Here is a 12,716-nt window from a genome sequence, read left to right as displayed (position 1 = left end):
CCGGAGGAGGCCCCCGCTCCCGCTCACCGCGGGCGGCGGGGGCCTCCTCCGATGTCGGGCGTCACGGGGTGAGCAGCAGCTTGCCGATGTGGCCGGAGGAGCGCATCACGTCGTGCGCCCGCTCGGCCTCGGCGAGCGGGACCACCTCGTCCACCACCGGTCGCACCGTCCCGGCGGCGACCAGCGGCCAGACCTCCGCGCGCACCTGCGCGACGATCGCGCGCCGCTCCTCCAGGGGCCGGGCGCGGAGGGTCGTGGCGTGCACCGCCCCGCGCTTGCGCAACAGCACCCCGAGGTCGAGCGAGCCCAGCGCACCGGACTGGTTGCCGATGAACACCACGCGCCCGCCCACGGCCAGCGCCTCCAGGTCTCGGGCCAGGTAGTCGCCGCCGACGGGGTCGAGGATCACGTCGACGCCGCGCCCGCCGGTCGCCTCGCGGATCCGCTCGACGAAGTCCTCCTCGTGGTAGTCGATCAGGACGTCGGCCCCGAGCGCGCGGCACGCCTCGAGCTTGCGGGGGCTGCCGGCCGTGACGGCGACGCGGGCGCCGAGGGCGGCGGCGATCTGGATGCCCGTGGTCCCGATCCCGCTCCCGCCGCCGTGGAGGAGGACGGTGTCGCCGGATCCGAGCCCGGCCACCATCACGAGGTTCGACCAGACGGTGGACGTCGTCTCCGGGAGGGCGGCGGCCGAGACGAGGCCGACGCCGTCCGGCACCGGCAGCACCAGGCCCGCGTCGACCGCGACGTACTCCGCGTAGCCGCCGCCGGAGAGCAGCGCGCAGACCTCGTCGCCCTCCGAGAACCCGGTCGCGTCCTCGCCGAGCGCGACGACCGTGCCGGACACCTCCATGCCGAGGATCTCGGAGGCGCCGGGCGGCGGCGGGTAGACCCCGCCGCGCTGGCCGAGGTCGGCGCGGTTGACGCCGGCGGCCGCCACGCGGACGAGGACCTCGCCGGGTCCGGGGGAGGGCGTCTGCACCTCCTCCAGCACGAGTCGGGAGTCGGGGCCGGGGTTCTCGATGCGGATCGCCTGCATGAGGGGGATGCTACGCCGCGGGCCTCGGCGCTCGTGGTGCTCCCGTCCGGCGAGGGGCCGGCTCAGCGCTGCTCCGCCAGGAACGCCAGCACCGCGTCCTTGAAGCCCCGCGCGGGCACGGTGCTGGTGTGGTCGCGGCCGGGGACGCTCACGAACCGCGCCCCCGCCTCCGCCGCCAGCAGCTCTCCGCCGGGAGCGATCGGATCCGCGCCGCCGGTCACGAGCAGCGTCGGCAGGCCGGGGTGCCGCCCGTGCTCCGGGTGCGCCCCGCCGCGGACGCCGTCGGCCACCGCCACCAGTGCCGCGAGGTCGTTGCCCTGCACGCCCTCCGCCATGCCGATGAAGGCGCGGGTGAAGCCGTCGTCGATCTCGCCGCCGGAGGCGACGCGGGCCCGGGCCGCCTCCGCGTCGAAGGAGCGGAGGGGCTCGCCCACCGTCAGCCCGCCGAGGCTCAGCGATGCGAGCCGCTCCGGGTGCTCGAGCCCCAGCACCCAGCTCATCCGGGCGCCGAGGGAGTAGCCGAGGACGTGGGGCGCGTCGAGGTCGTAGGAGTCGAGCACCCGCACCAGGTCGGCCACCATGGCGTCCACGCTGTAGGAGTCGGAGTGGTGCGGCTTCTCGCTCGCGCCGTGCCCGCGCTGGTCGAGCGCCACGACGCGGTACCCGGCCCGGTGCAGCGTCCGCAGCCAGCCCGACGTCTCCCAGTTGAGAACGGCGTGGGAGGCGAAGCCGTGCACGGCGAGGACGGTCGGGGCGCTCTCCTCGCCGACGGAGTAGGTGGCCAGCCGCACTCCGTCGTCGGCCACGACGTACACGGGCGGAGGGAAGGCGATCACTCCACCACCCTGCCCGCCGCCGCGACGTGGAGGGGGCACCGGGCCGCGGACACGCCGGGCGGAGTCCCGGGAGCGGGGAGCCGTGCGGACCGGGGTGCCCCGACGGTCAGCGCGGCGGACGGGTGGAGCGGGCGAAGGGCACGGCGATCCAGAGGCGCACGGTGCGTCCCCGGCCGGACCGGATCCCGAGGACGACGCACAGCACGAGGTTGAGCACGGCCAGCGCGAGGATCGCCGAGATCGTCGCGAGCGGCCAGTCGGCGCCGAGCGAGTCGCGCACCGACACCAGCGCGAGGTGCAGCGGGACCAGCATCAGCTGGAGTGCGAGGTAGGTGAGCTGCCAGTTGACGGCGACCAGGCCGTTCCGGTCGCTGAGGGTGCCGATCCGCCGCCGCGACCCCCACACCATCACGGTCGCCGTGAGGGAGATCACAGGGGAGATCACCACGAAGCCGGCGAGCGCCGAGAGCCCGGCGAACCAGACGGCACGGGCGCCCTTGCGGTCCCGGGTGCGGTGCCGCAGCTCGTCGTCATCCATCGCCGCCTCCTCGCGCCGGGACCAGTCTCGCACCCGCCCCCGCGTCGAGGCGGGGGATCGCCCCCGAGTTCCGGGGGTTCCCCGGATGGGGCGGGTCCGGGCGCGTCCGTAGCGTGGAGGCATCGCCGGAGCACACCGGCAGCACCGTCGGCCCGCCCGGCGGCACCGCATCCCGCCGGGCGACCGGCACCCGAGAAGGAGCACACCGTGACCACCGACGACCGCACCGCCCGCCTCTCCACCCCCGCCGACGAGCAGCCGACCGTGGACCTGGGCGCGACCGCCGTCCTCACCGAGGAGCGGCCGTCCGCCGGGGAGCGCCCCGCCGCCGAGGAGCCCGCCTCCTCGCAGCAGGCCCGCGCCCCCTACGGCACCCCCGCCGTCCCGCCCGCGGCCCTCGCCCCGGCGCCCTCGACCCCGTTCTCGCTCACCAGCCTGATCCTCGGCGTCACCTCGGTCTTCTTCGGACTGACCGTGATCGCTCCGGCCGCGGGCCTCGTCTTCGGCATCCTGGGCCTGCGGAGGGAGCCGACCGGCCGCACGCTCTCGATCTGGGGCATCGTGCTCAACTCCGTCATGCTCGGCCTCGTCCTGCTGTTCGCGATCGCCGTGCTCGTCGTGGTCGTGCTCGTTCCGCTCGCGGCCCTCGCGTCGGGCAGCGACTACCGCTGATCCGCCGCTTCCCGCGTCCCGCGCCTCCTGTCCGCTCCGGCGGCGGGAGGCGCGGTCGTTCCGCGCCCGTCGACCGGACGCTCCGCGCCCGCGTCCGCCGCCGCCCCGCGCCCCGGCGATAGGCTGGCCGCGCAGTTCGCGAGCCCCCTGCACCCTCCGGGGCCGCACGACGACAGCAACGGAGCTGGACGTGACCCTCGCACCGAGCACCCTCCCCGACCGCGACCCGGAAGGCAGAGCCCTGGACGACACCGAGACCCCCGCCACGCGCACCGAGAGCGACTCCCTCGGCTCGATGGAGATCCCCGCCGAGGCCTACTGGGGCATCCACACGGCGCGGGCCCTCGACAACTTCCCGATCTCGAAGCGCCCCATCTCGATCTACCCCGATCTCGTCCGGTCCCTCGCCACGGTCAAGCTCGCGGCCGCCCGGGCGAACACCGAGCTCGGCAGTCTCGCCCCCGCCAAGGCCGAGCTGATCGAGACCGCGTGCCGCCGCATCATCGACGGCGAGTTCCACGACCAGTTCGTGGTCGGGGTGATCCAGGGCGGCGCCGGCACCTCGACGAACATGAACGCGAACGAGGTCGTCGCCAACGTCGCACTCGAGATCGGCGGCTTCGAGCGGGGCGACTACGCCCACCTGCACCCGCTCGACGACGTCAACCGCAGCCAGTCCACCAACGACGTCTACCCGACCGCGATCAAGATCGCGATGACCTGGTCGCTGCGCCGCCTGCTCGACGAGCTGGCGCTGCTGCGCGAGTCGTTCTCCCGCAAGGCGGTCGAGTTCGGCAGCGTCCTGAAGGTCGGCCGCACGCAGCTGCAGGACGCGGTGCCGATGACGCTCGGCCAGGAGTTCCACGGCTTCGCGACGACCCTCGGCGAGGACCACGCCCGTCTCTCCGAGACCATCTGGCTGCTCGCCGAGGTCAACATCGGAGCCACCGCGATCGGCACCGGCATCACCGCCGATCCGCGCTACGGCGCGGCCGCGGTCCGCCACCTCAACGAGATCACCGACCTCGACCTCGAGATGGCGCAGGACCTCGTCGAGGCGACGAGCGACACCGGCGTCTTCATGTCGTTCTCGAGCGCGCTCAAGCGCTCCGCGATCAAGCTGTCCAAGATCTGCAACGACCTGAGGCTCCTCTCCTCGGGCCCGCAGGCCGGCTTCGGTGAGATCAACCTGCCTCCGCGCCAGGCGGGATCCAGCATCATGCCCGGCAAGGTGAACCCGGTCATCCCCGAGGTGGTCAACCAGGTCGCCTACTCGGTGGCCGGGGCCGACGTCACGGTCACGATGGCGGCCGAGGCGGGTCAGCTCCAGCTCAACGCCTTCGAGCCGGTGATCGCGCACTCGCTGCTGCAGAGCATCACCTGGATGACGCAGGCCTGCAGGACGCTTCGCGAGAACTGCATCGACGGCATCACCGCGAACGTCGACCGGCTCGAGGCCATGGTCGCCTCCTCGGTCGGGGTCGTGACGGCGCTCACGCCGAGCATCGGCTACACCGCGTCCGCCGCCCTCGCGAAGGCCGCCCTCGCGACCGGCCGCAACATCGCCGACCTGGTGGTCGAGGCGGGGTTGATGTCGCGCGAAGAGGTCATGAGGCTCATCTCGCCGGCCCGACTCTCGGGCATCGAGGCGATGACCGCGGCGCTCCCGATCATCGACCCCGCGCCGGAGGCGTGACCGCGGCCGCGAGGCGCGCCCCGGCGTAGCTGCGCCAGGGCGCCCAGCGGCGCCCGGCCTCGGCCAGCCCGCGCTCGCCGGCGGGCAGGCCGCGCGCCGCCGCGCCCCGCCGGAGCACGGGATCCCCTGTGAGCAGGACGTCGGGATCTCCGGTCGTCCGCTGTGCCACCTCGGCCGCCGTGGCCGCGTCGATCCCGGGGACCGCCAGCAGCTGCTCGGCGAGCTCCTCCCGGTCGGCGTCGAGCCGCAGGGCTCCCTCGGCGAGCAGCGTGCAGGTCCGCACCAGCACGTCGGCGGATCCGCGGAGCACGTCGGCGGCGTGCTCGGCGATCACCGCGGGGGAGGGGAAGGCGCGTGCGATCGATCCGCTCGCCACGGACTCCGGGAGCGTCGCGCCGAGCGCCGCGACCAGCCGTGCGGCCTCCCGCCGGCCGAGCAGCGCGCGCACCAGCGTCTCGGCCGGGTCGACGGAGCCGGGCACGCGGACACCGGGGCGGGCGGCGACGCTCGGAGCGAGTGCGGGATCGGCCGCGAGGGCCTCGTCCACGGCGCGGGCGTCCGCGTCCAGGTCGAGCAGCCGCCTCACCCGGGCGACCAGCGGCCCGACGTCGGCGACGGAGACGAGCGTCGCGCTGCAGCGGACGCTCTCCCCGTCCGCCGCCAGCCGGATCAGCGCCGCGCCCCCGGGCAGGACGAGCGAGCGCGCGTAGCCGCCGGGGGACGCCACCTCGATGCCCGGGAGCGCGGCGCCGCCGAGCACGTCGAGCACCCCGGGATCGAACGGAGCCCGCACTGCCAGCCGGAGCTCCAGCGTGGTCGCGCCGTCGTGGACGCTCGCCTCGGAGCGCGTTCCGCGGGCCGAGGCGCGCAGGGCCGTCGGGGTCCGCTCGTACACCTCCGCCAGGGTCGCGTTGAACTGCCGGATGCTCGTGAAGCCGGCGGCGAAGGCGACGTCGGACACGGGCAGGTCGGTGCTCGTGAGCAGGAGCCGGGCGGTCTGGGCGCGCTGGGCGCGCGCGAGCGCCAGCGGAGGCGCGCCCAGCTCCTCGCGCAGGATGCGGCCGAGGTGGCGCGCGCCGTAGCCGAGTCGGGCGGCCAGCCCCTCGACCCCCTCGCGGTCGACCACTCCGTCCGTGATCAGCCGCATGGCGCGCGCCGCCGTGTCGTCGCGCAGGTTCCACTCGGGGGAGCCGGGGACGGCGTCCGGCAGGCAGCGCTTGCAGGCGCGGAGCCCCGCCTCGTGCGCGGCGGCGGCCGTCGGGTAGAAGCGCACGTTCGCGCGCCGCGGCGTGATGGCGGGGCAGCTCGGACGGCAGTAGATGCCGGTGGAGTGCACGCCGGTCAGGAACCGCCCGTCGAACCGGGAGTCGCGGGAGGCGACGGCGCGGTAGCGCTCCTCGAAGAGCGGATCGGAGTCGGGCACGCCTCGAGCCTCGCACGCGGCGACGTCGAGCAGGAGCGGGAATCGGACACGGGCGTCCGCACCCCGGCCCTCCTCCACGCGCCCGGCGCGTGTCAACCGCCGACAGCGCACCCCGCCCGTGCCCTACTGTCGGCCCCATGAGCGCCTATCCGCCGCCCGCACCGCCCGCCACCGCCCGCCCCTCCGTCGTGCCGACCGTGCTCGGCTCGATCGGCGTGGCGCTTCTCGGGATCCTGCTGCTGCTCGTGCTCGCCTACGTGGTTCTCGGACTCGGCGTCAGCGCCGCGGGGATCTGCGCGGTCATCGCCCTCGTCCCGCTGACCGTGGTCCTGCTGGGCGTCCGCTGGGTCGACCGGTGGGAGCCGGAGCCAGCGCTGGGCCTGTGGTTCGCGTTCCTCTGGGGCGCGGCCGGGTCCGTCGCGATCGCGCTCCTGGTCGACCTCGGCGTGCAGATCGCCGTCTACGCGTCCGGGCAGCAGCCGAGCGGATCCGACTTCGTCGGCGCCGTGATCCAGGCGCCGCTGGTCGAGGAGACGGCCAAGGGGATCGGCGTCCTCCTCGTCCTGCTGATCTGGCGCCGGACCTTCGACGGGCCCGTCGACGGCATCGTCTACGCGGCCGTCGTCGCCTCCGGGTTCGCCTTCGTCGAGAACATCCTCTACTTCGGCAGCGCGCTGGTGGAGGGCGGTCTCGGCTCGCTCGCCGTGACCTTCTTCCTCCGCGGGGTGCTCTCGCCCTTCGCGCACGTGCTCTTCACCGCCTGCACGGGCGCGGCCCTCGGCTTCGCCTCGAACCGGCCCGCCGTCGCGCGGCTGCCCATCGCCCTGCTCGGGCTGGCGCTCGCCGCGTTCCTGCACGCGCTCTGGAACGGCTCGTCGTTCCTGGTGTCCGACTGGTTCGGCTTCTACGGCGTGGTCCAGGTGCCGCTGTTCGCGGTCGCCGTGGTCGTGGTGGTGCTGCTGCGCCGGCAGGAGCGGCGCGTGACGCTCCAGCGGCTCGACGACTACGCCGTCGCCGGCTGGCTCTCGCCGGCCGAGGTGCGGATGATCGGCACCGCGGAGGGGCGCCGCACCGCCGCTCGCTGGGCCCGGAGCGCGGGAGGGGACCGGCCGCGGGCGATGCGGGACTTCCTCCGCTCGGCGACGCGGCTCGCGCACCACCGGCAGCACCTCCTGCTCGGCCGCGGCGGACGCACCGGAGCGGTCGACGAGCAGGTCCTGCTCGACGAGCTCGTCGCCCGCCGGGCGGTGCTCACCCGCTGAGCCGGGGCCGCCCCCGCTCAGCCCCGGCGCGCTAGGCGGAGGCGCTGCGCACGCGGCGCTCGCCGGCCGTCACGGGCACGCCGAGCCGGTTCTGCGCGGGCGGCAGCGGGCAGTTGTAGTGGGGCGAGAAGCCGCACGGCGGGATGTACGCCCGGTTGAAGTCCAGGAGCACCGGACCGGGGGTGCCCGCGTCGGCCGCGCCGCCGATCCGCTGCACGACGAGGAAGCGGCCGACGGGGTAGCTCGCGAGCTCCGGGTCGTCGCTGCGGTTGGTCGGATCGCCGAACGGGACGAGGAGCGTGCCGCCGTCGTCGAACGCCGCGACCGTGTACTCGCGGGCGCGCCCGTCGTCCACGAGCGAGAAGGTGATGTCGCCGGGCACGACGAGCTCGCGGGTGGCGCCGTTGTCGCGCAGGTGCTCGAACGGGACCGTGCGGTCCTCGGCGACCGGCTCGAACCACGCCTCGAGCACCCAGGCGGCGTCGAACGGGAAGGTCTCGATGGCGTCGAAGGACCGGATGCCGTCGGAGGCCGCGTCCCAGACGCGGTAGCCGTACTCGGGCTCGCCGGTGTCGAGGTTCTCGCGGCGCATCCGCGTCAGGGTCGCCGAGGGGCCGTAGCCGGCCAGCGCCCGCTCGTCGTCGACGCTCTCGCCGGGCTCGAGCCAGCGCGTCTCGACGAGGGCCAGATCGCCCCGGGGTCCGGTGACGCGCTCGACGCGTCGGGCGAGCCACGACTCCCAGCCGGCGCGTGCCGACTCCGTGAGGTCGATCGAGGCGCGGGAGGGGGCGGTGACGCTGCTGCTCGGAGTGGCCATGGGGCGTGCAACGCGGGGCCGTCCGGTTCTCTTCCCGGTCGATGACCGGACGCAGGACGGGCACCCGCGAGAAAGAGCTCGACGCCCTGCGGCAGCGGCAGGGCCGGCTGCTCGGACGGGGCGTCGAGCTCTTCGTGAGAGAGAGGATGCTCCTCCGCGGCGCCGAGCGCAAGAGGCATCCGGATCCCGCTGTCGGCACGGCCCGCTTCGGATCGCTCGGTAGACTGGACCGCCTGTTTTCCCGCGGCCCCCGGAGCGCATCCCGCGCCTCCCGGCCCGCGGCGGCGGACCCTCGGAAGGCGGACGATGACGGACGGCAGCACTGTGCAGGCCACCGAGCTCTCTCGGGAGCGCGACTACGTGGCGGCGCTCTACGCCCGCCTCGACGAGCTGATCGCTCAGGCCCGCGAGGCTCTGGACACGGTCCGCATCGAGAGCGTCGGCGGCAACCACCAGAGCCGCTCCGAGCGCGACGCCTACGCGCGGCTCTACGAGGACCGCATCCGCTCGCTCACCGGCGCCGACGACCGGCTCGCCTTCGGCCGGCTGACGCTCGCGGACGCCGACGCCGAGCACCGCTACATCGGCCGGATCGGCCTGCGCGACGAGGAGCAGGACACGCTGTTGCTCGACTGGCGCGCCCCGCAGTCGGCCGCGTTCTACCAGGCCACCGCCGCCCGGCCGATGGGGACGCGCGCCCGGCGCCACCTCACCACTCGGGGCCGCGAGGTCCTCCGCTTCGAGGACGAGGTCTTCGACGAGGAGCTGCTGCGCGAGGGCACCGTGCTGCAGGGCGAGGGCGCGCTCATGGCGGCCCTCGGTGCGCAGCGCACCGGCCGGATGCACGACATCGTCGCGACCATCCAGAGCGAGCAGGACCGCATCATCCGGTCCGAGCTGCGCGGCGTGCTCGTCGTGCAGGGCGGGCCGGGCACCGGCAAGACCGCGGTCGCCCTGCACCGGGCCGCCTACCTCCTCTACTCCTACCGCGACCGCATCGCCTCCTCCGGCGTGCTCGTGGTCGGCCCCTCACGCTCCTTCCTCCGCTACATCGAGGCGGTGCTGCCCTCGCTCGGCGAGACGGGTGTCGTCCTCTCGACGCTCGGCCAGCTCTACCCGGGCCTCGACCTCGTCGAGGAGGACGTGCCCGCGGTCGCCCGCGTGAAGGGCTCGGCGCGGATGGCGGAGCTGCTCAAGCGCGCGGTCCGCTCCCGCCAGACCGTCCCGGCCGAGACCCAGGTGCTCGACGTCAACGGCGAGAAGCTCCGTCTGGAGCCGCAGGACGTGGAGCGCGCGATCACCCGGGCGCGCGACACCCGCAAGCCGCACAACGAGGCGCGCGTCTCCTTCGTCAAGACGCTGCTCTCGCAGCTCACCCGCCAGCTCGCCGATCAGCTGCGGAGCCACGGCAGCACGGTCGACGAGGCCGACGAGGCGGTGCTGCGCGAGGATGTGCGGACCGCCCACGACGTCCGCGTCGCTCTCAACACCGCGTGGATCCCGCTGACCCCCGAGAAGCTGCTGCAGGACCTCTACGCCCGTCCGAACTGGTTCGCGACCCTCACGCCGCGCTGGACCGCCGCGCAGCGCTCCCTCCTCCGCCGAGACCGCGACGCTCCGTTCACGGTCTCCGACGTACCGCTGCTCGACGAGGCCGCGGAGCTGCTCGGCGCCTACGACGACCACGCCGACGCCTCGAAGAAGGCCGAGAAGGAGCAGCGCAAGCGCGACGTCGAGAACGCGGAGGCCGCCATCCGCAACATGGGCGTCGACGGCCTCGTCAACGCCAAGGACCTCGCGGCCGGCTTCGCCGAGCGCTCGGTGCTCGGCACCACCGCCGAGCGGGCCGCGGCCGACCGCACCTGGACCTACGGGCACGTCGTGGTCGACGAGGCGCAGGAGCTCTCGCCGATGCAGTGGCGGGTGCTGCTGCGCCGCTGCCCGATGCGCTCGTTCACGATCGTGGGCGACGTCGCGCAGGCGTCCGGCGCCTCCGCCGCCTCGAGCTGGGACGCCGCGCTCCGCGACACCTTCGGCCGCCAGGGCCGGGGAGTGGAGGCGGCGCCGTGGCGTCTGGAGGAGCTGACGGTCAACTACCGCACGCCCGCGCAGATCGTCGCCTTCGCCGAGCGGACGGCGCGCGAGAACGGGCTGGAGATCACGCCGGGGGAGGCCGTGCGCTCCACCGAGTGGCCGGTGCGGACGATCCGCGATCGCGGCGACGCGAGCCTCTCGGAGCGCGTGCTGGTGGCCGTCGTCGAGGACCGGGCGATCGAGGCGGAGGGGACGCTCGCGGTCATCGCGCCCGACGACGACCTCGCCGCGATCGCCGAGCGCCTCGAGGAGCGGTTCGGCCGGGAGGTGGGCCGCGGAGCGACCGGGCTCGACCGCGCGATCGCCGTGCTGTCGACGAACGACGCCAAGGGGCTCGAGTTCGACTCCGTGATCATCGCCCGCCCTCGCCTCATCGCGCAGACCGGCGAGCGCGGCGCCGCATCGCTCTACGTCGCGATGACCCGGCCGACGCAGCGCCTCACGCTCGTGGAGTGAGTGCTCGCAGCCCGCTCCCAGACTCCGCTCCCGAGCGCCGTAGGATCGAGGCATGAGCAGCGAGAACCTGACCAAGCCCGAGGTCGACGCCCCTGAGGGCCCGGCCCCCGACACCCTCGTCGTCGAGGACATCGTCGTCGGCGACGGCGCCGAGGCGCAGCCCGGCTCGACCGTCGAGGTCCACTACCTCGGCGTCGAGTACGACACCGGCGAGGAGTTCGACTCCTCCTGGAGCCGCGGCCAGTCGATCAACTTCCCCCTCAACAACCTCATCCGCGCCTGGCAGCAGGGCATCCCGGGGATGAAGGTCGGCGGCCGCCGCAAGCTGATCTGCCCGCCCGCGCTGGCGTACGGCCCGGCCGGCGGAGGGCACCCGCTCTCCGGCAAGACCCTGATCTTCGTGATCGACCTGCTCGGCACCAAGTAGCTCCGAGCACACGACGAAGGCGCAGCTCCTAACGGGGCTGCGCCTTCTTCACGCGGTCGACCAGCTCGCGCCAGGCTCCGTCGAGCTCGGTCTCGCCGAGGCGGACGTGGTGCGTCTGCACGCGGATCTCGTAGACGAAGCGGTCGGCCCGGCCGGGGGACTCGCCGTCGGCGGCGTCCCAGGGGAGCGAGCCGAGCAGGTCGCGCCACGCGCCCTCGTCGGGCTGCTGCTCGACGTCGACCCGCCACACCCGGCGGAGGCCGGCGAATCCGCCGCTGCGCGACACGATGACGTCCATGCGCGCGATGCTACCCGCCTCCGCCTCCGCCCTCGATCGGACCGGCTCAGGCGGACAGGGTCACGCCGACCGTCGTCCAGCCGGTGCGCACGGCGGCCTCGACCTCGGAGCCGGATCCGTAGCGCTCGGCGGCGGCCTGCACGGTGAGAGCGGCGAACGCCTCGAAGTCGGCCGTCGCGGTGAGGACGCCCCCGGTCAGCACGTCGTACCAGACCTGCCCTGCGCGCTCCCACGCCTTCCCGCCGAGGGTCGTCGCCGCCACGGCGAACGCGCGGTTGGGGATCCCCGAGTTGATGTGCACTCCGCCGTTGTCGTCGTCGGTCTCGACGTAGTCGGCCATCGAGCCCGGCTGCGGGTCGGAGCCGAGGACGTCGTCGTCGTAGGCGGTGCCGGGGGCGATCATCGACCGCAGGGCCGTGCCCTGCACCTCGTCGGTGAAGAGCCCCTCGCCGATCAGCCAGCTCGCCTCGTCGGCGCTCTCGCCTGCGCCGTATTGCTCCAGCAGGGCTCCGAACACGTCCGAGACCGACTCGTTGAGCGCTCCGGACTGGCCGCGGTAGACGAGGTTCGCCGTGTACTCGGTGATGCCGTGGGCGAGCTCGTGGCCGATCACGCTCTGCGAGACGGTGAAGCGGCGGAACACCTGGCCGTCCCCGTCGCCGAAGACCATCCGCGAGCCGTCCCAGAAGGCGTTGTCGTAGTCGTCGCCGAAGTGCACGGTCGCGTCGAGCGGCAGCCAGGCGTCGTCGATCGAGTCGCGGCCGTACGCACCCTGCAGGAAGGCCGACATCGCGCCGAGGCCGTCGTACGCCTCGTCGACGGCCGCGTCCCCCGTGGCCGCCTCGCCCTCGCGGCGGACGACCGTGCCGGGCAGGGTCTCCTCGGTCCGCGCGTCCGCGATGGTGCGCTGGAGCGACTGCACGCGGGTGCGCGGCGAGGACGTCGCGGCGGCGGTCGGCGCCCCGCGGTCGGGCGCGGGCTCTCCGGGCCGGACGCGCCGGAACGGCACGTCCTGCTCGAGCGAGCGGCTCGCGGCCCGCGCGGCCCGGGCGAAGGCCGGATCGTCGAGGCGGGCGATGCGGACGAGGAGGTACGGCGGCACGACGGTTCGTCTCATGCCCCGATCCTGGCACCGACGTCCGACACGGTCCCGGGCTC

At 74.4% G+C, this 12,716-nt stretch carries 12 protein-coding genes; 5 read left to right on the top strand and 7 right to left on the bottom strand.

The annotated features are described in order from the left end of the window. Positions 1–61 precede the first annotated feature (61 nt). From C5B98_RS05710 to C5B98_RS05700, 3 genes are all read right to left on the bottom strand, one after another. Positions 62–1,039, bottom strand: a complete 978-nt coding sequence (locus tag C5B98_RS05710; RefSeq protein WP_104327432.1) for an NAD(P)H-quinone oxidoreductase — start codon at positions 1,037–1,039, stop codon at positions 62–64. Positions 1,040–1,101: 62 nt separating this feature from the next. Then, positions 1,102–1,875, bottom strand: coding sequence for an alpha/beta fold hydrolase (locus tag C5B98_RS05705; RefSeq protein ID WP_181027173.1), 774 nt, complete (start codon positions 1,873–1,875; stop codon positions 1,102–1,104). Between the two features lie 106 nt (positions 1,876–1,981). Then, positions 1,982–2,413: a DUF4870 domain-containing protein gene (locus tag C5B98_RS05700; RefSeq protein WP_181065463.1), complete on the bottom strand. Its 432-nt coding sequence runs from the start codon at positions 2,411–2,413 to the stop codon at positions 1,982–1,984. Between the two features lie 207 nt (positions 2,414–2,620). Between C5B98_RS05700 and C5B98_RS05695 the strand changes: the two genes are divergently transcribed. Together C5B98_RS05695 and C5B98_RS05690 are read left to right on the top strand one after the other, a co-directional pair. Continuing rightward, positions 2,621–3,085 (top strand): DUF4190 domain-containing protein, encoded by a 465-nt coding sequence (locus C5B98_RS05695; RefSeq protein WP_104250160.1) that lies wholly within the window; start codon positions 2,621–2,623, stop codon positions 3,083–3,085. A 241-nt stretch (positions 3,086–3,326) separates the two neighbouring features. After that, entirely contained in the window at positions 3,327–4,781 is a 1,455-nt protein-coding gene (locus C5B98_RS05690; protein ID WP_258060401.1) for an aspartate ammonia-lyase, read from the top strand. Here C5B98_RS05690 and C5B98_RS05685 read toward each other — a convergent pair. Continuing rightward, the gene (locus tag C5B98_RS05685; protein WP_181065462.1) at positions 4,756–6,204 is read right to left on the bottom strand and encodes a DNA-3-methyladenine glycosylase 2 family protein; all 1,449 of its coding nucleotides are present in this window, start codon (positions 6,202–6,204) and stop codon (positions 4,756–4,758) included. The genes C5B98_RS05690 and C5B98_RS05685 overlap by 26 nt on opposite strands. A 137-nt stretch (positions 6,205–6,341) precedes the next feature. Between C5B98_RS05685 and C5B98_RS05680 the strand changes: the two genes are divergently transcribed. Beyond that, positions 6,342–7,466 carry a PrsW family intramembrane metalloprotease gene (locus C5B98_RS05680; protein ID WP_104233243.1) on the top strand — a complete coding sequence of 375 codons (1,125 nt, stop codon included), beginning with the start codon at positions 6,342–6,344 and terminating at the stop codon, positions 7,464–7,466. Between the two features lie 31 nt (positions 7,467–7,497). Here C5B98_RS05680 and C5B98_RS05675 read toward each other — a convergent pair whose 3' ends face one another. After that, positions 7,498–8,283, bottom strand: a complete 786-nt coding sequence (locus C5B98_RS05675) for a DUF1684 domain-containing protein (protein WP_104224825.1) — start codon at positions 8,281–8,283, stop codon at positions 7,498–7,500. Between the two features lie 306 nt (positions 8,284–8,589). Here C5B98_RS05675 and C5B98_RS05670 point away from each other — a divergent pair, with 306 nt between their 5' ends. Both C5B98_RS05670 and C5B98_RS05665 read left to right on the top strand, forming a co-directional pair. Then, positions 8,590–10,833 (top strand): UvrD-helicase domain-containing protein, encoded by a 2,244-nt coding sequence (locus tag C5B98_RS05670; protein WP_104327430.1) that lies wholly within the window; start codon positions 8,590–8,592, stop codon positions 10,831–10,833. A gap of 52 nt (positions 10,834–10,885) precedes the next feature. Continuing rightward, on the top strand, positions 10,886–11,260 hold the full coding sequence (locus tag C5B98_RS05665; protein WP_104327429.1) for an FKBP-type peptidyl-prolyl cis-trans isomerase: 375 nt from the start codon (positions 10,886–10,888) through the stop codon (positions 11,258–11,260). 28 nt (positions 11,261–11,288) lie between these two features. Here the strand turns inward: C5B98_RS05665 and C5B98_RS05660 are convergent, their stop codons facing one another. Next, a complete protein-coding gene (locus C5B98_RS05660) occupies positions 11,289–11,558 on the bottom strand; it encodes a protealysin inhibitor emfourin (protein ID WP_104283800.1) in 270 nt (89 codons plus the stop codon). A 46-nt stretch (positions 11,559–11,604) separates the two neighbouring features. Then, complete coding sequence (locus C5B98_RS05655; protein ID WP_104327428.1) at positions 11,605–12,675, bottom strand: M4 family metallopeptidase; 1,071 nt, start codon at positions 12,673–12,675, stop codon at positions 11,605–11,607. Positions 12,676–12,716 lie beyond the last annotated feature (41 nt).

This window comes from Rathayibacter sp. AY1A5 (assembly GCF_002930875.1).
Lineage (GTDB): Bacteria > Actinomycetota > Actinomycetes > Actinomycetales > Microbacteriaceae > Rathayibacter.
Note: the sequence above shows the minus strand (reverse complement) of the source record. Positions and strands in the feature narration are given on the sequence as shown.

Bases quoted from the DNA above. Each gene is read 5' to 3' on its own strand.
- C5B98_RS05710 (WP_104327432.1), bottom strand. From the start codon at position 1,039: ATGCAGGCGATCCGCATCGAGAACCCCGGCCCCGACTCCCGACTCGTG.
- C5B98_RS05700 (WP_181065463.1), bottom strand. From the start codon at position 2,413: ATGGATGACGACGAGCTGCGGCACCGCACCCGGGACCGCAAGGGCGCC.
- C5B98_RS05680 (WP_104233243.1), top strand. From the start codon at position 6,342: ATGAGCGCCTATCCGCCGCCCGCACCGCCCGCCACCGCCCGCCCCTCC.
- C5B98_RS05675 (WP_104224825.1), bottom strand. From the start codon at position 8,283: ATGGCCACTCCGAGCAGCAGCGTCACCGCCCCCTCCCGCGCCTCGATC.
- C5B98_RS05670 (WP_104327430.1), top strand. From the start codon at position 8,590: ATGACGGACGGCAGCACTGTGCAGGCCACCGAGCTCTCTCGGGAGCGC.
- C5B98_RS05665 (WP_104327429.1), top strand. From the start codon at position 10,886: ATGAGCAGCGAGAACCTGACCAAGCCCGAGGTCGACGCCCCTGAGGGC.
- C5B98_RS05660 (WP_104283800.1), bottom strand. From the start codon at position 11,558: ATGGACGTCATCGTGTCGCGCAGCGGCGGATTCGCCGGCCTCCGCCGG.
- C5B98_RS05655 (WP_104327428.1), bottom strand. From the start codon at position 12,675: ATGAGACGAACCGTCGTGCCGCCGTACCTCCTCGTCCGCATCGCCCGC.